21 protein-coding genes are annotated in these 25,658 nt (G+C 45.4%); 16 read left to right on the top strand and 5 right to left on the bottom strand.

Translation table 11 applies throughout. The features are described from left to right. Positions 1–104 precede the first annotated feature (104 nt). The 5 genes from ACIFSR_RS20955 to ACIFSR_RS20975 all read left to right on the top strand — a co-directional run bounded on the left by ACIFSR_RS20955 (position 105) and on the right by ACIFSR_RS20975 (position 5,245). Entirely contained in the window at positions 105–983 is an 879-nt protein-coding gene (locus tag ACIFSR_RS20955) for an AraC family transcriptional regulator (protein WP_076268944.1), read from the top strand. After that, entirely contained in the window at positions 983–2,224 is a 1,242-nt protein-coding gene (gene mutY, locus ACIFSR_RS20960) for an A/G-specific adenine glycosylase (protein WP_430059713.1), read from the top strand. Before ACIFSR_RS20955 ends, mutY begins: the two co-directional genes overlap by 1 nt. Positions 2,225–2,252: 28 nt before the next feature. After that, on the top strand, positions 2,253–2,885 hold the full coding sequence (locus ACIFSR_RS20965) for a bifunctional 4-hydroxy-2-oxoglutarate aldolase/2-dehydro-3-deoxy-phosphogluconate aldolase (protein WP_076268942.1): 633 nt from the start codon (positions 2,253–2,255) through the stop codon (positions 2,883–2,885). A gap of 17 nt (positions 2,886–2,902) precedes the next feature. Then, positions 2,903–3,880, top strand: coding sequence for an alpha/beta hydrolase (locus tag ACIFSR_RS20970; RefSeq protein WP_339204616.1), 978 nt, complete (start codon positions 2,903–2,905; stop codon positions 3,878–3,880). Positions 3,881–4,060: 180 nt separating this feature from the next. Continuing rightward, positions 4,061–5,245, top strand: a complete 1,185-nt coding sequence (locus ACIFSR_RS20975) for a transglutaminase domain-containing protein (RefSeq protein WP_339204615.1) — start codon at positions 4,061–4,063, stop codon at positions 5,243–5,245. A gap of 90 nt (positions 5,246–5,335) precedes the next feature. Here ACIFSR_RS20975 and ACIFSR_RS20980 read toward each other — a convergent pair whose 3' ends face one another. Next, positions 5,336–6,490, bottom strand: a complete 1,155-nt coding sequence (locus tag ACIFSR_RS20980; protein WP_339204614.1) for a virulence factor — start codon at positions 6,488–6,490, stop codon at positions 5,336–5,338. A 267-nt stretch (positions 6,491–6,757) separates the two neighbouring features. Between ACIFSR_RS20980 and ACIFSR_RS20985 the strand changes: the two genes are divergently transcribed. The 8 genes from ACIFSR_RS20985 (at position 6,758) to ACIFSR_RS21020 (ending at position 18,218) form a co-directional block, all read left to right on the top strand. Next, complete coding sequence (locus ACIFSR_RS20985; protein WP_430059715.1) at positions 6,758–7,885, top strand: MBL fold metallo-hydrolase; 1,128 nt, start codon at positions 6,758–6,760, stop codon at positions 7,883–7,885. Positions 7,886–8,054: 169 nt separating this feature from the next. Next, positions 8,055–9,122, top strand: a complete 1,068-nt coding sequence (locus ACIFSR_RS20990) for a Gfo/Idh/MocA family protein (RefSeq protein WP_339204612.1) — start codon at positions 8,055–8,057, stop codon at positions 9,120–9,122. Between the two features lie 248 nt (positions 9,123–9,370). After that, positions 9,371–10,990: an ABC-F family ATP-binding cassette domain-containing protein gene (locus tag ACIFSR_RS20995; RefSeq protein WP_076268936.1), complete on the top strand. Its 1,620-nt coding sequence runs from the start codon at positions 9,371–9,373 to the stop codon at positions 10,988–10,990. A gap of 407 nt (positions 10,991–11,397) precedes the next feature. Further along, the gene (locus ACIFSR_RS21000; protein ID WP_430059718.1) at positions 11,398–12,408 is read left to right on the top strand and encodes a LacI family DNA-binding transcriptional regulator; all 1,011 of its coding nucleotides are present in this window, start codon (positions 11,398–11,400) and stop codon (positions 12,406–12,408) included. Positions 12,409–12,701: 293 nt separating this feature from the next. Beyond that, positions 12,702–14,093, top strand: a complete 1,392-nt coding sequence (locus ACIFSR_RS21005; RefSeq protein WP_430059720.1) for an ABC transporter substrate-binding protein — start codon at positions 12,702–12,704, stop codon at positions 14,091–14,093. A 204-nt stretch (positions 14,094–14,297) separates the two neighbouring features. Continuing rightward, positions 14,298–15,380: a carbohydrate ABC transporter permease gene (locus ACIFSR_RS21010; RefSeq protein ID WP_076268933.1), complete on the top strand. Its 1,083-nt coding sequence runs from the start codon at positions 14,298–14,300 to the stop codon at positions 15,378–15,380. Position 15,381: 1 nt separating this feature from the next. Then, positions 15,382–16,473: a carbohydrate ABC transporter permease gene (locus ACIFSR_RS21015; RefSeq protein ID WP_430059722.1), complete on the top strand. Its 1,092-nt coding sequence runs from the start codon at positions 15,382–15,384 to the stop codon at positions 16,471–16,473. Positions 16,474–16,562: 89 nt separating this feature from the next. Continuing rightward, positions 16,563–18,218: a glycoside hydrolase family 13 protein gene (locus ACIFSR_RS21020; protein WP_430060414.1), complete on the top strand. Its 1,656-nt coding sequence runs from the start codon at positions 16,563–16,565 to the stop codon at positions 18,216–18,218. A 76-nt stretch (positions 18,219–18,294) separates the two neighbouring features. Here the strand turns inward: ACIFSR_RS21020 and ACIFSR_RS21025 are convergent, their stop codons facing one another. The 3 genes from ACIFSR_RS21025 to ACIFSR_RS21035 are packed head-to-tail and all read right to left on the bottom strand — an operon-like array spanning position 18,295 to position 21,217. Then, positions 18,295–19,110: an ABC transporter ATP-binding protein gene (locus ACIFSR_RS21025; RefSeq protein WP_430059724.1), complete on the bottom strand. Its 816-nt coding sequence runs from the start codon at positions 19,108–19,110 to the stop codon at positions 18,295–18,297. Between the two features lie 51 nt (positions 19,111–19,161). Further along, positions 19,162–20,208 carry a FecCD family ABC transporter permease gene (locus ACIFSR_RS21030; RefSeq protein ID WP_430059725.1) on the bottom strand — a complete coding sequence of 349 codons (1,047 nt, stop codon included), beginning with the start codon at positions 20,206–20,208 and terminating at the stop codon, positions 19,162–19,164. A 1-nt stretch (position 20,209) separates the two neighbouring features. Continuing rightward, positions 20,210–21,217: a FecCD family ABC transporter permease gene (locus tag ACIFSR_RS21035; RefSeq protein ID WP_339204605.1), complete on the bottom strand. Its 1,008-nt coding sequence runs from the start codon at positions 21,215–21,217 to the stop codon at positions 20,210–20,212. A gap of 197 nt (positions 21,218–21,414) precedes the next feature. On the opposite strand from ACIFSR_RS21035, the gene ACIFSR_RS21040 reads away from it, so the two are divergent. From ACIFSR_RS21040 to ACIFSR_RS21050, 3 genes are all read left to right on the top strand, one after another. Next, positions 21,415–22,413, top strand: coding sequence for an ABC transporter substrate-binding protein (locus ACIFSR_RS21040; RefSeq protein WP_430059727.1), 999 nt, complete (start codon positions 21,415–21,417; stop codon positions 22,411–22,413). A 155-nt stretch (positions 22,414–22,568) separates the two neighbouring features. After that, positions 22,569–23,474 (top strand): cation diffusion facilitator family transporter, encoded by a 906-nt coding sequence (locus ACIFSR_RS21045; RefSeq protein ID WP_339209737.1) that lies wholly within the window; start codon positions 22,569–22,571, stop codon positions 23,472–23,474. A gap of 337 nt (positions 23,475–23,811) precedes the next feature. Further along, positions 23,812–24,840, top strand: a complete 1,029-nt coding sequence (locus ACIFSR_RS21050; protein WP_430059729.1) for an SH3 domain-containing protein — start codon at positions 23,812–23,814, stop codon at positions 24,838–24,840. Between the two features lie 60 nt (positions 24,841–24,900). On the opposite strand, the gene ACIFSR_RS21055 is transcribed toward ACIFSR_RS21050, so the two are convergent. Further along, entirely contained in the window at positions 24,901–25,545 is a 645-nt protein-coding gene (locus ACIFSR_RS21055; protein ID WP_076268927.1) for a YqaA family protein, read from the bottom strand. Between the last annotated feature and the right edge of the window lie 113 nt (positions 25,546–25,658).

Below are 25,658 nucleotides of genomic sequence, written 5' to 3' on the forward strand. Positions count from 1 at the left end.
ACTTCCATATGAATTTGAATCGTTAGTTCGTATAATAGAGAAGATGTTAACCACTAGAGAGAAGATATAACTATTATATCTCAGTTTTACTTATAGGAGAATTCATGAAACCGACAATAGAAAGTATTTTGCAAAATCAGTTGAACAACATTCAAGCCGAGGTTATTATGACTGCCTATAACGAATTTGAACCGGGCTGGTTCGAGCAAAAAACCGAGCCGGATTTTTTCCGTTTCGGTTATACAGTCAAGGGAGAAGCCCGGCTTAACATACAAAATGACACCTATTTCGTACAGCCGGGTACGCTTTATTTTTTGCCGGCCGGTACAAAACAATCTTTTGGTACAGAGGGAAATGAGAAGCTTGGGCTTTATTGGTGCCATTTCCGTTTGGAGCTTAGCGATTTTCAAGTTATTAATGCGCTGCAGCTTCCGCCATTTGTTTATGTGAAAGACAAAGAAATGATGAAGAACCTTTTTATAAAAATGAACGAATATCAGCATCGTAAATCGATTACACGAGAGCTGCGGTTAAAGTCGGTGCTGCTGGAGCTGCTTGCCTATTATTTAGAAGAAAGCCATGTGCAGAGAACAACATTCCAGCAATCGGATTTTGAGGTAAAATGGAATGAAGTGCTCGCCTATATTGAAGCAAATTTGCATCAGAATATACAAATTGAGGAGCTAGCTAAGTTTGCTTTTCTCCATCCAAACTATTTCATTACATCCTTCAAAAACATCATGGGCTGTTCGCCGATCCAATATGTGACGAATCGCCGCATCGCGATTGCAAAGCAGCTGCTTATGGAAACGGAGCTTCCTGTAGCCGTTGTTGCGAAGCAGGTTGGCATGCAAAATCATTATTTATCTCGGCTGTTCAAAAGATATACAGGCATTACGCCGGTTCAGTATAGACGGATTGGAAAAAATACCGGAACCAATCGAAAGACGCTTACAACAAGAATGAACGAGGAGAAAAGCTAATGGGAGAAATAGATGTAAAGACGTATTTTAGTACAGAGCTGCTAAATTGGTATCGGCTTATCAAACGCGATTTGCCATGGAGGATTAATAAAGATCCTTATCGGGTATGGGTATCCGAAATTATGCTGCAGCAGACGAGGGTAGACACTGTCATTCCATATTACAACCAATTTATGAGTAAATTCCCCACAGTGGGAGCGCTTGCTGAAGCTCCTGAGGAGGAAGTGCTCAAAAGCTGGGAGGGTCTCGGCTACTACTCGCGTGCCCGCAATTTGCAAGCAGGTGCCAAAGAGGTCGCTCAGCGATATGGGGGAATCGTCCCAGATGATAAAGCGTCCGTTGCTGGATTGAAGGGCGTTGGCCCTTATACTAGCGGAGCTATTATGAGCATCGCATTTAATCGTCCAGAGCCGGCAGTTGATGGTAATGTGATGCGTGTGCTCTCGCGATATTTTTGCTTGGAGGATGATATCGCAAAAGCTTCTACGCGAGTAGGCATTGAGAAGCTGGCTGCTTCGCTTATTCCAGAAGGCGCCGCTGGCGACTTCAATCAAGCGCTGATGGAGCTGGGTGCTCTCGTGTGTACGCCAAAATCGCCAAGCTGTTTGCCTTGCCCTGTAATAGAGCATTGTGAGGCGAGACTAGCAGGCAGAGAGATGGAATTGCCGATTAAGACAAAGGCTAAGCCTCCTCGTCCAGAGTTTAGGGCGGCAGTGATCGTTGTTGGCAGCGGGGAAAATGCCGGCAAAGTGCTCGTAAGGCAGCGTCCAGCTACAGGCCTTCTCGCCCAAATGTGGGAGCTTCCTCATTTGCTGCTGCCGCCGGATAAGGTGAACTGGCTGGATGAAACAGCGCCGAAGGAGCAGGGCGAGCTCGCCGAGATGATCAGCCGCATGCTTGATGAGGACACGGGACTTCTTATTCGTCCGCGCAGCTGGTTTACAGATGCTGATCATATTTTTAGTCATATTCATTGGAAAATGCGTTTTTATTTAGCCGATTTGGGTGAAATATCTTATTCAGCTGTAGACGCAGACATCGCAGCTGCATCGGACAACGCAGCTATTGCTGCGGAGGCAGCGTCCTCTTATAAAGTGAATCAAAAAGCGGCAGCAATAGATGATTCTACTGAGGAGCATAATGATCAGCCGAGCACTTACCGATGGATTTCAAAGGAAGATATGGACACGCTGCCGTTTCCGAATTTATTTTTGCGCATTTTAAAGAAATTTTGGGAATAAATGAATATAAGAGTCGGAGGAGAAGCAAATGAGCAATATGCTGGAGCTGCTCTTGCAGCACAAAATCGTAGCCATTTTACGAGGAATTGAAGATCGGCATGCAGACGATACAGCGCAGGCTTTAATAGACGGCGGCATTCATATGATGGAAATTACGATGAACACGGGCGGAGCAGCGGCTATGATAGAGCGTTGGCGTTCGAAGTTTGATGGAAAGGCTGCAGTAGGTGCCGGCACAGTAACAGATGTAGACCTTGCTAAGGAGGCTGTGGCGGCAGGTGCCCAATATCTCATATCGCCTAACCTAGATGAGGAAGTTATTGCATATGGCCGCGAGCACGGCCTCTCTGTATGGCCCGGTGTTATGACACCGACTGAAATTGTGAAAGCTTGGAAGGCAGGAGCGGATGCTGTGAAAATTTTTCCAATGGGCACGCTCGGCATAGGTTACTTGCAGGAAATTCGCGGACCTTTAAACGATATTCCGATGATTGCTACTGGTGGAGTGGATTTACATAATATTGCAGATTACTTTAAGGCAGGAGCAAATGCTGTTGGAATGGGCAGCAAGCTCGTTAATTTGGAATGGGTTCGCGAAGGGAAATTCGCTCAAGTAACGGAGCGAGCACGGCAATTCGTAGATATCGTAAGCAAGTTATAGAGCAAGGAGGTTATCTCATGGACGTTGTCTTATGGATCGTTATCATCTTCTTTATTATTGTTTTGCTGCTTGCTGCGCTAATCTGGCAAATGGGTGCGCGCAGCCAGAAGCCTCGAAAGATTATGAATGCGGAGACTCCCATTGTCGACACGCAGTGGCAATCCTTAACGTTCACTAATCATGGCTCTAAGCTGGAAGGCTGGCTGCTTCAGCCTGCTTCCAACGACTTGTTAAAGGACGGACTTGCGCCTCTTATTATTATAGCGCATGGCTGGGGATCGAATCGGACGAGAGTGCTTAGGTATACGCGTCCGATTTATGAAGCAGGGTTCGCTATATTGATGTATGATGCGCGCAGCCACGGCAACAGCGATTCGATTTCTGCGCCTTCCGCGCTCATGTTTCGGGATGATGTGCTCGCTGCTCTTGATACAGCCAAAAATTTGCCAGGTATGGATCCAGACCGAATTGCCATACTAGGTCATTCCCTTGGCGGATTTGGAGCGCTGCTTGCGCTTGATCAAGGCATGAAGGTGAGAGCGGTCGTAACGGATTCAATGCCCGTCCATTTTGATACGATGATGAAATCGGAATTGCGACGCAAAAAACTGCCGCTTTTCCCGTTAGCCTATCTGATTCCGATGATATGGCTTATTCGTTCACGCATATCGTGGTCGCAGTTTAAAGAGGCCAGCATTCCTGCTGTAATAGCTAAACATGCCGGCAGCTCCGACATTGGCCGTACACCGATTATGATGATTCATTCGAATGGTGATGAGTTTATTAGTGCGGAGGATCTGAAGCAGCTGAAAGAGCAATTGCCAGATCATCTGATAAAAACACTGTTCGTATCGACCAAAGGACATAGCACTTCCGAGCAAGATTCTAGCTTTTGGGAGAAGGTTATCCCTTTTTTGCTGGAATCCATGGAATATGCTTCTATCAAAAAGGAAGCCCGCGGCACGAGGCTGCAGGCTTCAAGAGAGAATATATAATAAAGGGGGGTCATGAATTTATTATATAAGCATAAGATGAAACCAAGATGAGAGAAATATTACAGTTTGATTACAAGGCTGCTAGCTTATAAGCGGGCATCCCTTATAGTTGAAAATATAAATGTGAAGAAGTTTCCGATAAATGGTTGCTTTCTTTCACTTATTGTTAAGGAGGTTCGAATGCGTAGAGTAGCTTCTAAATTGTTGGTGGTTGTCGTTATCGTAGTAGCTGCATTTTGTCTTGACCTCAAGCTGGATTTATTTCCGGCGGCAGCAGAGTCGGAGGAGGTGGCCGCCTTGGATGAAACGAATAAGATAGAGCGCTTGGAGCTCGAGCTTGCTAAACATTTTAAAGCCAGGTCCGAGCGGTTTTCAGTGACATACACGGGGGACAAGCAGGAACTATCGAAGAAAATGACAGAGGTCATTCGTGCTGCTTTAAAGCATGATGATTATTCAGCCTACATTCTTGAATCCTACATCTACACCATTCGCAGCTGGGGAAATAAATCGACGGTTGCTCTGGAAGCCAGATACCGCGAGACACTGGAACAAACGGCAGTTGTAGATCGCACCGTTGCAAAAGCGCTCCAATCTATAATAGAGCCGGGTATGAATGAGCATGAGAAAATAAAAGCCATTCACGACTGGGTCGTCAGCAATGTGGAGTATGATAAAACATTGAAGCATTACACTGCTTATGATGCGGTGACACTCGGAGAAACCGTGTGTCAAGGATACTCATTGCTAGGCTATAAAATGCTGAAACAAGCGGGACTGACAGTTTTAATCGCAGAGGGTACTGTGAATACGGGCGAGCATGCATGGAATATGGTGCAGGTAGACGGTGTTTGGTACCATTTGGATCTAACCTGGGATGATCCGGTCGCAGCAGCATCAGCAGGCAGCCAAATCACGGCACAAAAAGTTTCGCCAAGCGAGAGTACGATTCGTTATAACTATTATTTGAGAACGGATGAGGAACTGCGCGTTGATCACCAGTGGACTAGAACTTATCCTGCTGCAAACGTCTCCTATGCGGATACGATTCGTGAGCTGGAGAAGCAAGGGGGAAAGGCGGAGCGCAGCCGCTTCAGCAGGCTGAAGATCGCACTTGGCTTGCACTGGCTAGAACCAGAATATACGGTATCAAGCTCAGCGCAGCTGAATCAAGTTATACAATCGGCGCTTGATTCCAAGGCAGGGAGCTTGTCATTCAGATATGAGCAAGGTGATCAATTCCCAGCAGCTTTAAAGGCTGCCTTCAAACGTATAAACGTAGCAGTCGGTTATCGGGCAAGCTATGAGCCTTATGCTGGCGATCAATCACTTCTTGTTAATCTTCAGCTGGAATATACGAAATAATAGGATGAGGTGCAGTGGGCTGCACCTCATTTTGTTCCAATAGGAAAGGGGGTGCATCTCTGCACCCCCTTTCCTATTGGAGTAAATCAATTATTGCTCATTTTTTCTCGCCGCGGTCATTTGCTGCCATACAGAGCCGGCTGCTTCTTCACCGCGTTCAATACGTTCAAGCGCCATTTTGGCTTGAAGCTGAATTTCAAATTCATTATCGTTAGCAGCTTCGCGCAGCGCATCGATCGCAGATTCATCTCCTGCTTCATAGAGGAAGCGTGCCGCGCGCCAGCGGACAAGCTTGTTTTTGTCACGGAGCGATTCAATCATCGGTCCAACCGCAGCGGGATCACCAAGATCAGACAGCGTGTCGCCAGCCGTCCTTCTAACGGAAGTTGAGGAATCACGCAGCGCCATAAACAAATACGGCAGCGCTTCAGGCGCTCGCAGATCGCCAAGATAGATAACGGCAAGACGACGAATGGATGTGTTCTCATCCTTTATCGCTTGTGCAAGCAGAGGCAAACCTTCTATAGCGGAAACGTATCTCTCCAATGCTGCGTAACGAACCTGCCAATCCGGTGAGGCGAACTGCTCTTGCGCTTGTTCAAAAGTTAGCGGAGCTGGCCTTACGACAGCTGGAGCTTCTCCTTCAGCACCAGCATTCCCTTGCTCAATAGCTGCTTGCACAAGAGTGTCCAATCTCTCACTCGAATAGGAAGCTTCCAGCTCGCGTACAATTTCAGCTGCAATTTCCTCAGGCTCTCCGTAGCGAACGCCAAACACCTCCAGCTTGCGCTCGCGAATCATGCCAGAGCCAGCGGCAAGGTTAACCGCCTCGCCAAACTGTGGCGGTAGCGCTGAACGTGCCTCTATGTCTCCCATTCTTACGCGCACCTGCATCGGAATGCCGCGATACATTTGAACGAGCACCTGCGCTTCGCCAAAGCTAGTTGAAGGTCCTTTCCCGCTGCTCTCGCCGTTGTCGCCATCAGCAACCTTCTGCAGCAATTGTCCTGCTTCAGCGAGTATAGCTGCCCAATCTGCTCCAGGCTTGCGGTCAAGCGCAATAAAGTCAGCTGTACGGAATAAGCTTTTCACTCCGTTTATTTGCAAAAGCTGCTGAAGCAGCTCAGGAGCGTCGCTTGCTTCACTCGTTTTGTAGGTGAGTCTGCGTCCGCGAGGGAGCATCTCATCGACGTTCAGCTTCATGGAATTGGGACTCGGCGTTGGTTCTATTGAAATTAGTTTCATAAGGAAACCTCCTGGGCTAATTGATATTTAGACGCTCATCTGCTTCATTTATGTAACAAATGCTGCGTCGAAAGCGTAATCTTATGTGTAAATGCTTTATAACCAAGTGTAACTGATTTTATGTTAGGATGCGAACGATGAAACGAGAGATTGTCTCTAATTCACATTTCTGGATAGACTGTCATACGAGTGCGTGGATGATTTCGCATAAATAACATATTTGCATTGAGTACCGCTGGCTTGGTATCTTAATAAAACAAGAAATGAATGCGAAGGAGGGATGGACGGTTGAAGTTAAAACGATTTGCTAATATAGATCCTATCGAGCAGCACACTTCAATGAAGCAGTTCAAAAGATGGCGTCAGGAACGCATTCGCAAGCTGAGAATGAAAGATTATTCATTCACCGTTCCGAATGTTGAACCTGACATCGCATACTTGGAGAATAACCGAAAATGGCCTTCTATTACTTGGGTAGGGCATTCCACTTTTTTTATTCAGTTCGGCGGATTGAACATTATTACAGACCCTGTGTGGTCGACTCAAATGGCATTTCAAAAAAGACTTTCAGCGCCGGGTATCAAGGTAGAGGACGTTCCGCCTATTGATATCGTGCTTATATCGCATTCTCATTATGATCATTTAAATATAAATTCGCTGCGCAGACTGGTTGGCGCTAGACAATTGCTTGTGCCTGCAGGACTAGGTGCCAAGCTTCGCAAGAAGGGCTTTCTTAGAATTAAGGAGCTGCACTGGTGGGAATCCGTTATGTATAACGGCGTGAAATTCACTTTTGTGCCATCACAGCATTCGACTCGCCGAAATCCATGGGATACGAATAGCTCGCATTGGGGAGGCTTTGTCATTGAGCGTCCAGCATCACGCAGCGAGAAGCTTGTAAGCCATGTTCGTGATACTTTTGAGGCCGGTGACGGAATGGAATCAGCTGCAGAGTCGCGAGCGCAAATCGCAAGCGCGTCCGAGCCGGCAACTGCTCGGAGTTGTCCGTTTTTTAGCGGTACAGCTTCCGTCGAGCGGCCAGTCATATCTGATTTTCCGACTATTTATTTCGCGGGGGACAGCGGTTATTTTCAAGGCTTCAAGGAGATCGGCCGCCGCTTCCCGGTTGATGTAGCGTTATTGCCGATTGGAGCGTATGAACCGGAATGGTTCATGGCGCCGCAGCATATTACGCCGGAGCAAGCGCTCCAAGCCTTCGATGATTTGGATGCCAAGTGGTTTATTCCTATGCACTATGGTGCGTTTAAGCTTGCGGATGATACGCCTCGTGAAGCGCTCGATCGCTTGGAGGCTGAACGCAGAAAACGATGTATTTCTGACGAGCGAATTCTAGTTCTGCCGCATGGCGAGACATGGCGTATGTCCGGGAAATAACAAACGAGGACAAAGGTTTGCCAAATTCGAGCAATGACGACGGTAAACGAAACCGTTATACTTGCTAAGTATAAGTATGCATAGTGGAATAATTTTAGGGAGCTTAGGTTTGCTTGCGCAAATCTAAGCTTATCTTACGAAGCAAGGTACCTATAAGGAGGAGCAAGGAATGATTCATGCAAACATTCGTCTAGGCGTTATCGGTGCAGGTGCAATCGGTAGTATACATATGCAGACATTCAATAAAGTCGAAGGTATCGATGTTGTTGCTGTAACGGACGCTTACCTTCCGCTTGCTGAGCAGCGTGCTGCTGAGTACGGTATTGAAACGGTTCATCCAAGTCCGCAATCGCTGCTTGAAGACTCATCGATCGATGCAGTTGTTATTGGTGTGCCTAACCAATTTCATGCCGAGCTTGCTATTGAAGCACTAAAGCAAGGCAAGCATGTTCTACTGGAGAAACCGATGGCCATTGATTCCGAAGCAGCGCGGCTAATCGTAGAGGAAGCTGAGAAATCAGGTAAAATACTAATGATGTCGCATCAAATGCGCTGGACTGGACTAAGCCGCGCACTTAAGCAGCGAATTGATAACGGCGATGTAGGCCATATCTATAATGCAAAAGCAGGCTGGTTCCGCAAAAAGGGCATTCCCGGCTGGGGCTCATGGTTCACTCGCAAAGACCAAGCAGGCGGCGGCCCGCTTATTGACATCGGAGTTCATATGCTCGATCTTTCGCTTTATCTCATGGGCAATCCGAAGCCTGTTTCCGTATACGGCTCGACTTATGCAGAATTTGGTCCTAACCGTCTTGGTACAGGAACATGGGGTACGCCAAATTGGGACGGGTACTATGACGTTGAGGACCTTGCCTCGGCGCTTATTAAACTTGATAATGGAGCAACCTTGTCGCTTGAGGTAAGCTGGGCAGCACATTCAGCCTTCCTGCCGGAAGACCCGTTCATTCATTTGATGGGAACAGAGGGCGGCGTAGCGATCATTGGCAATAATGGGAAGTATGTTACGCATGAGAACAATGAAGTCGTTGAAAGCGACATCAATCCGCTAGAGGGCGAAGAGGATCGGATTCTAATGAGCCGCCATTTTGTCGATTGCATTCGCGAAGGCAGGCAGCCGATTACGTCTGCACTTTCGGGCTACACAAATAACCGTATTCTTGACGCAATATATGAATCATCCCGCACGGGCAATGAAGTTAAGCTGAAGTGGGATTAATCTTTTAAAAAAAGACATCACTGCTTCATAGTGTATTGATAAAAACCTTCCTTAATGCGACAACTGTATCAAAGTCGCATGGAGGAAGGTTTTTTTATCGTGAGATCGATGAATTAAAAGTAATCCTCGTTGCTGGATTGTCTATCCAAATGCTAAGGCAAAGGCAAAAGAAGGTTCGGTTTCCTTGCATACTGTGGTATAATAGATCAAGATAAAGTGATTTTGTAGTGAAGGACGGGATTAAACGAATGATTAGTACAAGTGGCATAACGCTCCGTTACGGGAAGCGGGCGCTTTTTGAAGATGTTAGCATTAAGTTCACGCCAGGCAACTGTTATGGCTTGATCGGCGCTAACGGCGCGGGTAAATCGACCTTTTTGAAAATATTATCCGGTGAAGTTGAGCAATCGCACGGAGAAGTGCATATAACGCCGGGTGAACGGCTAGCCGTTCTAAAGCAGAACCATTATGAATATGACGAGTCCGTTGTACTTGAGACGGTAATGATGGGTCACAAGCGTCTTTATGAAGTAATGAAGGAGAAGGACGCTTTGTATGCAAAAGCAGACTTCACTGATGAAGACGGCATGCGTGCAGGTGAGCTTGAAGCTGACTTCGCAGACATGAACGGCTGGGAAGCTGAGTCTGAAGCAGCAGAGATGCTAAATGGACTTGGTATTACTCCTGACCTGCATGATAAGAAAATGGCTGAGCTAAGCGGTAATGAGAAAGTCCGCGTATTGCTAGCTCAAGCATTGTTTGGCACACCGAACATTCTATTGCTCGATGAGCCTACCAACCACTTGGACATTGAGTCCATTCGCTGGTTGGAAGATTTCCTTGCCGATTACCAAGGAACTGTTGTCGTAGTCAGCCATGACAGGCACTTCTTGAATACGGTATGTACACATATTGCGGATATCGACTTTGGCAAAATCCAAATGTATGTCGGCAACTATGACTTCTGGTACGAATCCAGCCAACTTGCCTTGCAGTTGATGCGCGGTGAGAACAAGAAGAAGGAAGACAAGATCAAGGAATTGCAGGCTTTTATTCAACGCTTTAGTGCGAACAAATCGAAAGCGAAACAAGCAACTTCGAGACAGAAGCTTCTTGAGAAAATTTCGCTTGATGATATTCGTCCATCTAACCGTAAATATCCGTTTATCCTCTTCAAAGGTGAGCGTGAAGCGGGCAAGCAGCTCCTGCTTGTTGATGGTTTGACCAAAACGATCGACGGCGAGAAAGTGATCGACAATCTGACGATCGCTCTTAATAAAGGCGATAAAGTTGCATTTGTTGGACCGAACAGCTTGCCTAAGACTTTGCTTTTCCAATTGCTTGTTGGTGAAGTTGAAGCGGATGCTGGCAGCTACTCATGGGGTGTAACAACATCACAGGCTTATTTCCCGAAAGACAATTCACCATATTTTGATGGTGTTGATTTGAACCTTGTGGAATGGCTTCGTCAATATTCAAAAGATCCGGATGAAACCTTTATTCGCGGATTCCTTGGCCGTATGCTCTTCTCGGGCGATGATGCAATGAAGAAAGCAAGCGTGTTGTCCGGAGGCGAGAAAGTTCGCTGCATGCTCTCCAAGATGATGCTTGAGGGCGCGAACGTATTTATTTTGGATGAGCCAACGAATCACTTGGATCTTGAATCCATTACGGCTTTGAATAATGGTCTGACAGATACGGATTGTACGATTTTGTTCACTTCGCATGACCATCAGTTCGTACAAACGATCGCTAACCGCATCGTTGAAATTACGCCGAACGGTGTAATCGACCGGATGATGACTTATGACGAGTACCTTGAAAGTGCTGAGGTTAAAGCGCTTCGTGAACGTATGTACGCTGTTTAATTTACTATAGAGCGTCAATTAGTGAGGATAGTCTCGCTGATTGACGCTTTTTTTGTCTATATGGAGAACCGAATAAAATTCTCAAGTCTAGATGTCATTTCATTTGCTCACAATATACAGATATGAAGCCTCAATGGCCACGTTATTATTTTCATTAGTAGGAAATACCGTTAAGCTCGGGAGCAGCCTTATCTAAAGTTGTGCAACTATTGGCATAAAATAAGATGGACAAACTTGAAAATTTTTTGGTTGATTTATGCGTAAAAGGGAGTTATACTACGTTTGAAAAGGTTTTCAGAAAAGCTTTTCAGTAAGCACTTTCATAAATGTGAAACATGACTCATTATAATAAAATTCAAACTAGCGCATGTTACATCATTCTTACTCATCAAGAAAGGCGTGCCATTATGAAATCGACCATACGCGATGTAGCAAAATACGCTAACGTGTCCATAAGCACCGTATCCCGGGTCATGAATGCGCCGGAAACCGTAGTGGAAGAGAAACGTATCAAGGTGCTGGAAGCTATTGAGGCGCTTCAATACCAGCCGAATGGATTTGCCAGAGGGTTGATTTACAAAAAATCAGACACGCTTGGCGTTATGATTCCGGATATAGAAAATCCGTATTATGCCGGCTTAATACGCGGAATGCAGGATGCGGCTGTTATGCTGAACCATAGTCTGATGATCTGTAATACAGACCGCGACAAGCAGCGGACGATCGCTTATGTGCAAAGCTTTTTTGAGAAGCAGGTAGATGGCATCATATTTACAAGTGATTCATTGCATGAAGAATATTACGAGGAGATGCAGCGCTATCGTCTGCCATTCGTTCTAGCTTCTACCAATGCTCCGGAGTATGATATTCCTTCTGTTGATATTGATGATGAGCAGGGTGCGTATGATGCGGTCAAACATTTAATTGAAGCAGGACATTGCCGCATAGGTATGATTGGTTTTCCTTTAGGAATCACAATCTCCGGTGAGCCGCGATATACGGGCTTTAAGAAGGCGCTTCAGGAATATAACCTCTCAGAAAACGAGAATTGCATTGAATTTGCTATACATCGATTTGAGCATGCTTATGATGCAGCTGAACGACTGTTCACTCGTTGTCCCGATTTAACGGCCGTTTTTGCAGCTTCGGATGAATTCGCGATGGGTGCGATTTCATATTTGCGCGACAATGGCAAATCCGTACCTGAGCAAATGTCTGTCGTAGGTTTTGACAATATCCGAATGGCTCAGATGTTTATACCTAAGCTAACGACGATAGACCAGCCAACCTATGATATTGGGTATCGATCCGTTGAGAAGCTGCATGAGCTGATTACAACTGGGAAAGTTGAAGTGCTCAGAGAGAAGCTTCCACATCATTTAATTGTACGGGAGTCAACCAAGTCCTATTCATCATAGGCGTGAAACGATAATACTTAGATTCGAATATTAATAGCGAAACGGCTTTGCCTCTACATTTTGGCTTTGGTCGTTCGCTTTAACTCATCTCTGAAAAGCTTTTCAGAGCAATGGAAGCGTTATCTATTTAGAAGATTTTGTTTTCGATACCTATTGAGCATAAAAACAACCTACATTGGCACTTTAAAGGAGGTGAGGCAACAACTTGTTATCTGACGTTAATTTAACGTTTCAAAAGGGCCGAGTAAGTGTAATTTAATTACTGATTACTTAAACATGAAAGGATGAGGTCTATGTACACGAGAAAAACAAAAAAAGCATCGACTGTCTTTATTCTAACGCTAGCGCTTGTGATGACAATTACGGCTTGCGGAGGAAAAAATAATAATACAACGAACCAGCCGACAGAGAAGCCAGCAGAGGGCGGAACGAATGCAGGAGCAGGGGCGGGCGACAGCGCGCTGGCTAAAGCATTAAACGGCGATTTTAAAGGTAAAAAGGTTACGATGTTCGGTCCGTTTACGGATGCGGATGAAGTGAAATTTAACGAAAGCATTAAAGCGTTCGAAGATAAGAGTGGAATCGACATCGCGTATGAAGGCTCTAAAGAGTTCGAAGCAACGATTTCGGTACGTGTAAACGGCGGAAACGCTCCTGATATTGCGGATTTCCCGCAGCCGGGTTTGCTGAAGGGCTTTGTGAACTCTGGTAAGGTAATTGATGTAAAATCATTCCTTAGCGAAGAGTATTTGAAGAAACAATACAACCAAAGCTGGCTTGACATGGCTACGATGAAAGGTACTAGCGGAGACGTAATGTCCGGCATCTGGGCACGCAGCAGCGTAAAAAGCTTAGTGTGGTACAACAAAAAAGCATTTGCAGAAGCAGGTTATACCGTTCCAAAAACATGGACAGAGCTTATGGCGCTGACTGATCAAATCGCGAAAGACGGCGATCCAGCTTGGAGCATCGGCATCGAGAGCGGTACAGCGACTGGCTGGCCGGCTACAGACTGGATGGAGGATATTATGCTCCGCACGACTACGCCTGAAAATTATGACAAATGGGTATCGGGTGAGCTTCCATTCACAGACCCTGTAGTCAAAAATGCAGCCGAAAAAATGGCTGAAATCTGGTTCAACGAGGACTATGTATACGGTGGTAAAAAATCGATCGCTACAACATCGTTTGGTGATGCAGTTAAGCCGCTGTTCGATAATCCGCCAAAAGCATGGCTTCACCGTCAAGCCGGCTTTATTACAAGCTTCTTCCCAGAAGGCTTGACAGCTGATGATTACGATTGGTTCCCACTTCCAGCCATTGATGAGAAATATGGTCAACCAGCTCTAATCTCAGGAGATATTTATGCTATGTTTAATGATCGTCCAGAGGTTCGCGCTGTAATGGAATTCTTCACAACGGGCGAGTCGCTCAAAGCTTGGATTCAAACAGGCGGCGTAACAGCTCCTATGAATGATGCTGATCCATCATGGTACCCGAACGATCAAGAACGCAGAATGGCAGAATTCGTGAAAACAGCAGAAACGATTCGTTTTGACGGTTCTGACCTTATGCCAGGCGCAGTTGGCGCAGGTACATTCTGGAAAGGTATGACAGACTGGGTAAGTGGGACAGTAGATTTGGATACAGCACTAAAAGAAATTCAAGCTGGCTGGAAAAAATAATTGACTGCTGCTTGAGTGATTCGGGGGCTTCTCGCCGCAAGGCGAAAGGCCCCTCTATAATCAGTACAGTAAATGGTGGCTTTTACGAAGAAAGGTTTGCTTCGCAAACCTAAGTTTATGCTTACGAAGAAAGGTTTGCTTTGCAAACCTAAGTTTATGCTTACGAAGAAAGGTTTGCTACGCAAACCTTGGAGGAGGATTCATATGGAATTACAGGCTAGGAAAGGCAATGCTCTGCGGCTACTGTTGTTATCCATACTCGTGCCAGTTATCAATATTGTCATTCACGGGGGCATATTTATACTTTTTCGCGACTCCAACCTTCCGCCTATCCTCAATGCGGTGTTTGCAGTCATATGGGGAGCAGTTGGCATTTATTCGATTTACTATTCGTTTAACTGGGTAGTTGAAAAGTATCCGGATCAATGGAAGCGGAGAATATTGCCTTTTGTATTTGTTGGCCCAGCGGTGCTGCTGCTTGGTTGGCTGCTTGTCTTTCCGACATTGCGGACGCTATACTTAAGCTTTTTTGATGCCGGCTCGGTCAATTTTGTCGGTTTCGCCAACTATGTAGCTGTATTTACGGACCGCCTGCTCATCATGGCGCTGCGCAACAACTTGCTTTGGGTGTTCTTTGGCACACTGGCTTGTGTTGGTTTAGGTCTTCTTATTGCGATACTTGCCGATCGAAGCAGCTTCGAGAAGCTGGCTAAGGGTCTCATATTTATGCCGATGGCGATTTCGTTCGTAGCGGCAGGTGTTATCTGGAAATTTATTTATTACTATCAGCCAGGCCAGGAGCAAATTGGACTGCTGAATGCGATCGTCGTGAAATTTGGCGGGGAACCGCAGGCATGGCTCAGTATGATTCAGCCGTGGAATAACCTGTTTCTTATCGTTATTCTCATTTGGATGCAAACAGGTTTTGCGATGGTTATATTCTCAGCTGCGATTAAGAGCATCCCAGAGGATATGCTGGAGGCCGCTCGTATGGATGGCGCAGGCGAGGTTCGCATTTTTTTCAAAATCATGATTCCTTACATTGCGGGAACTTTGTTATCCGTTACAACAACGATTATTGTGTTTACACTCAAAATCTTCGACGTTGTTATGATCATGACAGGCGGACAATATGAGACGGACGTTGTGGCAACACAGTTCTATCGCCAGTTGTTTATGTACCAAAATGCAGGTTATGGTTCAACCTTAGCCATTGTGCTTCTCGTTGCAGTCATTCCAGTCATCATAATCAATCTGCGGCAGTTCCGTAGAGAAGGAGGGTTCTAATATGAGCAGGAACAAAAAATCCCGTAAGTCCAAGTGGCTCGTGAATACAGTGCTAGCTGTCATATGTCTCATTTGGACTATCCCGACGCTCGGTCTGCTCGTTTCCTCTTTCCGGCCTGCAGCAGATATATTATCTACTGGCTGGTGGAATATACTGCCTCATCGAGATTGGAGCACAACAGAGCAAATTCAGCTGCCCAAGGACACCGATCTTCGTGAGCCAATTAAGGTGAATGGAACAACGTTTACCGATGATCAGCTGCGTGCGGGTGTGGAGCTTAACGGCGAACGATTGATCTGGGAAAACCGGAGAGCTAGACTTCTGAACGTACAGGATAAGCAGTGGACGATCATTTCAAATTTTACAACTCAGAACTATGAGACGGTGCTGGGTGGAAAAACATATTCCATCACGATGCCAGATGGTACGACCAAGACAGAGAAGGGCAGCGGTATGTCGCGTTCCTTCTGGAATACGATTGCGGTTACAGTACCAGCTACCGTAATTCCGATTTTCATCGCATCCTTTGCAGCTTATGCTTTTGCTTGGCTAAAGTTCCCAGGAAGAAAGACATTGTTTGTCATTGTTATCGCTTTGCTTGTCGTGCCTTTACAGGTAGCGCTCATTCCGATTTTGCGCGATTATACATCGCTTGGACTGAACGGCACATACTTTGGGATCTGGCTTGCGCATACGGCGTTTGGTTTGCCATTGATCACATATTTTATGTACACATCAATTAGTCAGCTGCCCAAGGATTTGTTCGAATCGGCATTTATGGACGGGGCAACGAATTTTACAATTTTCAGCAGGCTCATCCTGCCGCTATCCGTCCCTGCGCTAGCATCGATCAGCATATTCCAATTTTTATGGGTATGGAATGATTATTTGATATCCCTTATATTTCTCGGAAGCCAGCCTGAAGTGCAAGTATTGTCAATGAATATTGCAAACATGGTAGGCTCCAGAGGAAATGACTGGCATTTGCTTACAGCAGCAGCATTTGTTTCGATGCTCATGCCGCTCACCGTATTTTTTGCACTTCAAAAATACTTTGTTCGCGGGATGCTTGGCGGCTCCATCAAAGGTTAACAGCAGCAAAAGAATGGCGCAGCGTCTGGACACGGTGTCCCCTCGCGCGCCATTTGTTTGTATAGAGAGAAGGAGAGATTAGAGTGCAGATAAAACCGGCTTGGTGGAAGGAATCAGTTGTTTATCAGGTTTATTGGCGCAGCTTTAAAGATACAAATGGGGATGGTATTGGTGATCTTCGAGGTGTTATTGAAAAGCTGGATTATATTCAATCGTTAGGTGTGACAATGGTCTGGATTAATCCATTTAATGAATCCCCAGACAAGGACAATGGTTACGATGTGTCCGACTATTATACGGTAATGAAAAAGGCAGGTACGATGGAAGACTTTGATCAGCTCGTTGCGGAGACGCATGCAAGAGGCATGAAGCTGATGATGGACGTCGTCGTTAATCATACATCGAATCATCATCCTTGGTTCATCGAATCTCGTTCCTCGATCAATAATCCGAAGCGAGATTGGTATATTTGGCAGGATGGTAGAGAGGGCGAGCCGCCTACCAACTGGCGTTCTTATTTTAACCCTTCAAGCTGGGAATTTGATGAGACGACAAAGCAATATTATATGCATTCATTTGCGATCGAGCAGCCGGATTTAAACTGGGCAAACAAAGAAATGAGAATGGAAATCTACAACATGCTGCGTTTCTGGCTGGATAAAGGAGTAGACGGGCTGAGGCTCGACGCTCTGGCATTGCTGGCTAAGCCAAACAGCTTCAGCGATGTAGAAGATCCACATGACATCAGGTATTTAACACATAATCCGGGACTGCATGATTATTTGCAGGAAATGAACCGTGAGGTTTTCCGGCATTACGATATGATGACCGTTGGCGAAATTGCGTTCGCAACACCGGAGACAGGTCCTTTGTTTGTTGAAGAGGAGCGTATGGAGCTGAATACGCTGTTCCATTTTGAAGTTGCGGATGAAATGCCAGAATGGGATATGGTTCGTTACAAGCGCATCCAGAAGCAGTGGGCGGAGGCTTTGGCTGGCCGAGGGTTTGGCTCGCAGTTTCTAAATAACCATGATCATACGCGGCAAGTATCACGTTATGGGAATGATAAGGAATTCCGAGAGGAATCAGCTAAGCTGCTTGCTACGATGGTCCATACGCTTCCAGGCATTCCATACATTTATCAAGGCGAAGAAATCGGTATGACAGGCGTAAGGTATGAAACGATCGGCGATTATAAAGATATTGCGATGATTAACAGATATGTGGAGGAAGTCGGCAAAGGTAAAGATCCTGCCGCAGTGTTTCGTTCATTGCAGGCGCTTAGCCGTGATAACTCCAGAACGCCAATGCAATGGAATACGGAGCTGAATGCAGGTTTTGGCAGCGCCGAGCCATGGATAAAGGTTAATCCAAATTATGAAGAGATTAATGTAGAACAAGCGGAAAAAGATCCAAATTCGGTATTAGCTTTTTATCGGAAGCTCATTGCGCTTAGAAAGAGCAATCCAGTCATGGTTTATGGCGACTTTACAGATATAAGTGAAGATGATCCGAATCTTTATGTTTATGTTCGAGAGCTGGAGGGAACCGAATGGGTTGTGCTTTTGAATCACGGAGAACAAGCCCAAACCTTTACGTTCTCGGATTCGTTTTTTGGAGAGGAAGCTTTGAAGCTGAAGCTGGTGCTTGGTACGTATGAGAATACATTAAGCACTTGGAATGACGAAGGGCGAAGCATCGAGCTGAGGCCATTTGAAGCGAGAATCTATGAAGTAATCACCTAACTCCGCGTGAGCGTGCGATTATAAAAAAATGGTGGAGCAGAATAAACCCTGCCCTACCATTTTTTTTGTTATGCGCTTAACGTACGCTTTCTTGCTTTAATGGCAGCTTGCGGCCTTTCCCGTAAGGGATGCAAAGGGGAGTGCCAAATATGGGGTCTGCTGTGATTTGACATTCCATATCAAACACGGTGCGTATAAGCTGTTCGTTCATAATGGCTTCCGGTTTGCCCTGCGCATGTATTTGGCCGTCTTTCACAGCTACAATATGGTCAGCATAACGGCAAGCTAGGTTAATGTCATGCAGCACCATCACGATCGTCCGATTCTCATGCTCGTTTAAATCAAAAAGCAAATCAAGAATTTCGATCTGATGGGCCATATCCAAATAGGTTGTCGGCTCATCTAGCAAAATAGTCGGCGTGTTCTGGGCTAGCGTCATTGCTATCCAAGCACGTTGACGTTGACCGCCGGATAGCGAGTCCAGTGAGCGCGAGGACAGCTCGTCCATATGCGTCACTTCAAGTGCTTTTTTGACCATCTTCTCGTCTTCATGCGACCATTGCTGCAGCCAGCTTTGATAAGGATAACGGCCTTGCTTGACGAGCTGATGGACGGTTAAGCCTTCCGGTGCGATTGGACCTTGAGGCAAGATCGCTAGGCGCCTTGCGATTTCCTTGCTTGAGAGTTTGGCAATCTCATGGCCATCAATAAGAATAGAGCCTTCTTGCGGCTTTAAAAGGCGGGCAAGGGAACGGAGCAGCGTTGACTTGCCGCAGCCGTTGCTGCCAATGAATACTGTGATCTTGCCGGGAGGGATCAGCAAATCAAGATTATTGAAAATCGCTTTTTGTCCGTAGGATAACGTAAGATTTTTCGCTTGAATGGAGGACACGATAATCTCTCCCCTTTGCTTATTATTGTTTAATTATATACGCGCAGTGCGTTATGATCGGTTGCGATGGCGATACAATAAATAGATAAAGAACGGTGCGCCTATCGCTGCAGTGAAGACACCTGCTGGAATATCTAGCGGAAGGAACACAGTTCTTGCGATAAGGTCAGAGAGCAGCAATACGAGCGACCCTATTAAAGCGGACACAGGTATTACGCCTCCATAAGACGGGCCAACAAGCTTCCGGGCAATATGTGGCGCCATAAGCCCGATGAAATTAATGGCACCACCTATAGCAACCGCAACACCTGCGAGCGCAACGCTGATGATGAGCAGAATCGTTCTTTTCATTTGGACGGAGCTGCCTACGCTTGCAGCAACCTCATCGCCAAGCTCTTGGACATTAAGATGCCGAGCGTAGATAAGCGCAATTGGAAACAAAACGACAAGCCAAGGAAGCAAAGTCCAAAAGTCTCTGTCCCATGATACGCCGTAGATGCTGCCAGTCATAAAAGTAAAGGCTTTGACGGCTACCGCAGTAGGCGTGAAGGATGACGTAAGGATAAGCATGTAGGTAACCGCAGTTAGTGCGGTAGCCATTCCGATCCCAATTAGGACGAGCCTGAGCGGCGTGATTCCTTTTCGGTAAGCAAATAAATAAATAAGGAACGAAGCGGCAAAAGCTCCAATAACAGCACTGATCGGCATGAACCGGATGCTTATATGCGAAAAATACAAAATGAATATAACGGTGCCAAGAGAGGCTCCGCCCGTAATGCCGATAATGTCGGGAGATGTCAAAGGATTGCGCACAATACCTTGCAGCAGCGCCCCTGAAACAGCGAGTGCTGAGCCTACCATTACAGCAATCAACACGCGTGGCAGACGAAGTGAAAAAATAATCATCGCATCAGACGAATCACCTTGTCCCACAAAAGTAAGTAAGACATCGATAGGATTAATGGTTTTGCTGCCAAGCCCAACACAAATGACGACTGCTGCTAAATTGGCAATTAGAAGCATAACGATCACCATTAACGTTCGGCGGTCAAGTTGAAAGGAGTGTTTGCGGCCCCTGAGTGTGATCCATTTATTCATATTAGGATTGGCCTCCTCTTCTAGCGATAAACACGAAGAAAGGAACACCAATAATTGCAGTCATAATGCCGACGGGCACTTCCTTCGGAAATGAAATATATCTTGATCCGATATCAGCAGCAAGCAGCAATATGCCGCCAAACACCGCGCAGTATGGAATAACCCAGCGGTAGTCAATGCCAACTAAATAACGCATTAGATGAGGAATAATAATGCCAACGAAAGCAATAGGACCAGCCATAGAGACCGAGCCGCCTGCGAGCAGAACGATAATAATTCCAGCTGCTAATTTGATATAGACGGTTTTTTGGCCTAATCCTACAGCGACGTCTTCTCCAAGCGCCAGCACGTTCATATGTCTTGCAAGCACGATGGCCGCTATCAGGGCAATACCCATATATGGAGCAGCGGCTGTAAAGATGTTCATGTCGCGTCCTGAGACGGATCCGACAAACCAATAAAGCACCTGATCAAATGTTTGGCCGCTTGTAAGCAATACTCCCAGCGTGAGCGAAGAGAAGAAAGCAGTCATAGCAGCGCCGGCAAGCGTAACCTTCAGCGGTGTCAAACCATCGTTGCCGATCGAGCCAAGCGAGTAAACGAGAGTCACTGTAAAGGCTGCTCCTACAAACGCTAGCGTTGCAAAAGTCGTCATGCCGCTAGCTCCGAAAAAGGCAGAGCCGATGACGATGAAGAAAGCGGCTCCTGAATTCACGCCAAATATGCTCGGAGAAGCAAGCTGATTGCGGGTAATTCCCTGCATGAGTGAGCCAGCTACAGCTAGACTCGCTCCGACTGCGGCTGCGATAAACGCGCGCGGCACTCTAGCCGTTTGAATGATGAGCTGCTCCTGAGAGCCATCAAATGCGGTAAATGAAGCTAAAATCGTGCGCCAGCTAATATTCGTTACTCCAAAAGCGATGCTGCAAACGATACCAGCAGCAAAGAGGAGCAAGCCGGTTATCAGCCCTATTATTTTCTGGGCTCGTGTATGTAATAATGTACTCATAATTTCCTCTTTCCTTGATGTCAATTGTGAAGGGTATTCATGATACAGGACTACTAAAACATTTTAGGGGATCATGTACATAGTGTCAATGAAGTTGAAAATCATTATCAACAGTTATTGACTTTGTTTTATATGGCTGGTATAGTTTCGTTTGTAATAAAACTGAGAATGATTTTCAACATGAAGGGGAGAAAAAAATGTCTTATGCATTAAAGAAGAAATTTACTTGGACAGCATCCGCCCTATTGCTTGCACTAGCCGTAATTGTTTCGGGATGCGGACAATCCGGTTCAAAAAATAACGAAGGCAATTCATCGGCGACAGAAGGAACGAACGCGTCGAAGACTGATGACACGAGAGTCATTACGCATGCAATGGGCGAGACCAAAATAGAAGGTAATCCAACTCGTATCGTCGTATTATCTAACGAAGGAACAGAAGCGTTGCTGGCACTTGGCATTAAGCCGGTAGGCGCGGTGAAATCTTGGACAGGCGACCCATGGTATGACCACATAAAAGCGGATATGGAAGGTGTTACTGTTGTTGGTGAAGAGAGTCAGCCTAACATCGAGCTGATTGCAAGCCTAAAACCTGATCTTATTATTGGTAATAAATTGCGCCAAGAGAAAGTTTATGATCAGCTTAAGGCTATTGCACCTACTGTGTTTTCTGAAACGCTTCGTGGTGCTTGGCAGTCTAATTTCATGCTATATGCTGATGCGATCGGCAAGAAAGCTGATGGCGAAAAAATCATTGCCGACTATGACAACCGTGCAGCAGACTTTAAAAGTAAAGCTGGCGACAAGCTCAACCAGAAGGTGTCAGTCGTTCGGTTTATGGCGGGAAAAACGCGCATTTACTTAGAGGATACTTTTACAGGGATTGCATTCTCGAAGCTTGGAATTACACGTCCAGACAATCAAAAATATAAAGATACATTCGTTGAGGAAATTACGAAAGAACGTTTGCCGGAAGTAGATGCGGACATGTTGTTCTACTTCACTTATGAAACGGGTGATGGCAAAGGAACGAAGATGGAAGAAGAGATGTTGAAGGATCCATTGTGGCAAAGCCTTCAAGTTGTAAAAAATAATAAAGCGATTAGAGTGAGCGATGCGATCTGGAATACAGCCGGCGGCGTCATTGCAGCAAATCTAATGCTTGATGAAATTTATAAGATTTATGAAATTAACTAAATAGTCGCTTTTTAAAGCAGTCGGTTCTTATACCGGCTGTTTTTTTCTTATAATAACGGGTAAGTTAATTAGGATATGATCGTTCGAATATGATACCGATAGGTTAGTTGGATGGTTTTAAAATACATACTTTTATTTCTTGGGGGGTATTAAAGCTGAATCAGTATGATGAGATTAAACAGGGCGAGAAGGGTGCTTGGGTCAGTATAGGCGCTTATTTGGGATTATCCGCCATCAAACTCGGAGCAGGCTACTGGTTCGTATCTGGAGCACTCGTTGCAGACGGCTATAACAACCTTACGGATATTGTTGCGTCAGTAGCCGTACTGATTGGATTGCGAATTTCACAGAAGCCGCCGGATAAGGATCATCCATACGGACATTTTCGAGCGGAGACCATTGCAGCACTTATCGCTTCGTTCATTATGGCGACGGTGGGCATCCAAGTATTGATCAGTGCGGTAAAATCCTTGTTTGCTGCTAATCATCATATACCTAATCTAATGACAGCATGGATTGCTTTATTTGCTGCGGCATGTATGGGCGGGGTTTATATATATAATCGAAGGCTGGCCCTCCGAATTAACAATCAAGCTTTATTAGCGGCGGCTAAGGATAACTTGTCAGATGCTCTTGTGAGCATAGGGGCAGCTATCGGTATTATAGGATCACAATTTGGCTTGCCATGGCTTGATCCTGTAGCGGCAATAGCTGTAGGTATTATCATATGTAAAACGGCTTGGGAAATCTTTTATAGCTCCACGCATGCGCTTACGGACGGCTTTGATGAGAATGAGCTGTCCTCTCTAAGTTCAACAATTGCCAAAACGAAAGGCGTTAAATCGATTAAGGATATTAAAGCTAGAGTACATGGCAGTCATGTACTTGTCGATGTAATCGTTCAGGTTGATCCCGAGCTTACATTGATCGAAAGCCATCAAATAAGTGACGAAATCGAGCGTCGAATGAGTAGGAAGCATAACATAATGAGCATACATGTTCACGTTGAGCCTGATGAGTTAATAGAGAATACAGGGGCAAATAAGCCGGAAAATCATTAAATCCAATCGGTAATTGTTGCCAAATCAGTTCAAAATCAAAACTTATGGTTCAAATGGCATGAAAGGTTGATTCTGCCAAAAGACCTACTCTTTGCATGAGAATCATACAATTTAGTTGCAGTGATGGAGTAAATTTCAAGTGAATCTAGGTACTAAGGCATCCTATTAATTGGGGTGTCTTTTTTTTGTGTACATACGACGATTTTGTGGTTCTTAAAACCTATTACAAAGAGGGGTTAAATAGGCTTTTTGGTCGATACTTGTCTAATCTAATCGAATTTACAATGAAGCAGAACCGTGAAACTTAAACTGTTTACACACCAAGGAGGCGTAAGGATTGCAACACAGCATGAAAAAAAGGATGGCAACAGCAACGTTAACGGCAGCATTATTGTTTAGTTCACTTTCAGTTCCAGCAGCGCTGGCGGCTCAGACAACACAAGCAGCAGAGGTACAATCGAGCGTAAATATGCGCACATCACCTTCCACATCAGCATCCATTATTCGCAGTTTAAAGAAAGGCGAACAAATTAAGGTGATGGATAAGGTTAATTCATATTGGTATAAAGTAGCGGATTCTTCGGGTAAACAAGGTTACATATCGACCTCATCACAGTATATTGAGCTTCAAACCTCGGTTCCTGCACAAGACGGCAATGCAGTCGCTCTATCTTCTGTTTCGTTCCGAAAGGCGGCATCGACATCGGGTGAACGCATTCGATATTTGAAGAAAGGCGAGCAGGTAACTATCGTAGCAAAGACAAACAGCTATTGGTATGAAGTGAAGGATGGCAACGGTGTTCGCGGCTATGTAAGCACAGATTCTTCCTACTTGAAAGTAACTGGGACTATTCCTGGTGGGAATACTGGGGGGAACACGGGCGGCAATGGCGGCGGAACAGTTACGAATCCTGATGTATCAAAAGATAAGCAGGTTGAGAAAATCATAGCTGCAGGGATGAAGTATTTAGGCACCCCTTATGAATACAGCTCTGATCGCAACACGACGACAACTTTTGATTGCTCCGATTTTGTGAGACAAGCCTTTCTTGATGGCGTGTCTCTGAAGCTCCCGGCTGACTCTCGTCAGCAAGGTCAGTACGTAAAGGATAAAGGTTCGATTACGACCAATTGGAAGCAGTTGAAACGCGGTGATATCGTATTCTTTATGTCCTATAAAGGAACGAAGGCATCAGCCTATAATGGAATTGATAAATCTAAAGCTACGATTACTCATGACGGGATTTATTTGGGAGACGGCAAAGTATTGCATACGTATTCGAAAGAGGGGGGCGGCGTTACCGTCAGCAGTATTGAAGGTACACATTGGGAGTATCGTATTCTGTTCGGTGGAAGCGCGTTGTAACCTCAAAAAGCCAGTTAGGATTTAATCCTAACTGGCTTTTTTACATCTGTATGAAATTGCTTATGAATCTATTTGAATTTTTGCATTATCGTTATGTTTAATTTGTTCGTTCTGGACTGCTTCAGCTTCTTTGTCCTCGAGAGCTTTCTTCTTGTTACGTCTCTTGCGAAGTAAAAGATAAACAATGAGAATAGGCACGGCTCCTAAAAAAATATACAAGGAAACATCCTTAACCATGCTTTCCGCAGCGCGTCCGTAGAAATAAAATAATGATCCAACAATATAGAACTTTAGGCCCCGGCCAATTGCTGCGTAACCGATTAATCTCCAAAGAGGGAAATTTAAGCAACCAGACAATATTGTAAATACTTTGAATGGAATAGGTGTGAAAGAGCCGATAAGAATGGCTGCTTCGCCATTTTTCTGAAACTTATCCGTAGCGGCATCGATCCATTCTTTTTTTAGAAATTTATATAGAACGGATTTGCCCATAATCTTTCCCAAATAATACCCGACAGGTGTACCTAGGAGGCAGGCGATATAGCCCACAGTGGCCAGCCATAATGCTGTAGATGGATTAAGTATGCTTAATGAAACTTGAAGAAAAAAAGCAGGAATGGGAAATATAACTGCGTCTAGAAACGAATGAATAAACAATCCGAGTGGACCGAAATCCTTTAAAAAATCGACTACGGCTTGAAACATTACCAGGCTCCCTTTCCATCAACTAACCTGCACATAAAGCCTGCTTTTACGAAATATACCGTGTGTAAATTCCACTTATGCTAACATATGCTGCAGCTTGTTGAAAAAGCGCT

Source organism: Paenibacillus sp. NRS-1760 (assembly GCF_050467785.1).
Classification (GTDB): Bacteria; Bacillota; Bacilli; order Paenibacillales; family Paenibacillaceae; genus Pristimantibacillus.

Coding starts and splice junctions, on each gene's coding strand:
- ACIFSR_RS20955 (WP_076268944.1), top strand. CDS start 105: ATGAAACCGACAATAGAAAGTATTTTGCAAAATCAGTTGAACAACATT.
- mutY (WP_430059713.1), top strand. CDS start 983: ATGGGAGAAATAGATGTAAAGACGTATTTTAGTACAGAGCTGCTAAAT.
- ACIFSR_RS20965 (WP_076268942.1), top strand. CDS start 2,253: ATGAGCAATATGCTGGAGCTGCTCTTGCAGCACAAAATCGTAGCCATT.
- ACIFSR_RS20970 (WP_339204616.1), top strand. CDS start 2,903: ATGGACGTTGTCTTATGGATCGTTATCATCTTCTTTATTATTGTTTTG.
- ACIFSR_RS20975 (WP_339204615.1), top strand. CDS start 4,061: ATGCGTAGAGTAGCTTCTAAATTGTTGGTGGTTGTCGTTATCGTAGTA.
- ACIFSR_RS20980 (WP_339204614.1), bottom strand. CDS start 6,490: ATGAAACTAATTTCAATAGAACCAACGCCGAGTCCCAATTCCATGAAG.
- ACIFSR_RS20985 (WP_430059715.1), top strand. CDS start 6,758: ATGCGAAGGAGGGATGGACGGTTGAAGTTAAAACGATTTGCTAATATA.
- ACIFSR_RS20990 (WP_339204612.1), top strand. CDS start 8,055: ATGATTCATGCAAACATTCGTCTAGGCGTTATCGGTGCAGGTGCAATC.
- ACIFSR_RS20995 (WP_076268936.1), top strand. CDS start 9,371: ATGATTAGTACAAGTGGCATAACGCTCCGTTACGGGAAGCGGGCGCTT.
- ACIFSR_RS21000 (WP_430059718.1), top strand. CDS start 11,398: ATGAAATCGACCATACGCGATGTAGCAAAATACGCTAACGTGTCCATA.
- ACIFSR_RS21005 (WP_430059720.1), top strand. CDS start 12,702: ATGTACACGAGAAAAACAAAAAAAGCATCGACTGTCTTTATTCTAACG.
- ACIFSR_RS21010 (WP_076268933.1), top strand. CDS start 14,298: ATGGAATTACAGGCTAGGAAAGGCAATGCTCTGCGGCTACTGTTGTTA.
- ACIFSR_RS21015 (WP_430059722.1), top strand. CDS start 15,382: ATGAGCAGGAACAAAAAATCCCGTAAGTCCAAGTGGCTCGTGAATACA.
- ACIFSR_RS21030 (WP_430059725.1), bottom strand. CDS start 20,208: ATGAATAAATGGATCACACTCAGGGGCCGCAAACACTCCTTTCAACTT.
- ACIFSR_RS21035 (WP_339204605.1), bottom strand. CDS start 21,217: ATGAGTACATTATTACATACACGAGCCCAGAAAATAATAGGGCTGATA.
- ACIFSR_RS21040 (WP_430059727.1), top strand. CDS start 21,415: ATGTCTTATGCATTAAAGAAGAAATTTACTTGGACAGCATCCGCCCTA.
- ACIFSR_RS21055 (WP_076268927.1), bottom strand. CDS start 25,545: ATGTTTCAAGCCGTAGTCGATTTTTTAAAGGATTTCGGTCCACTCGGA.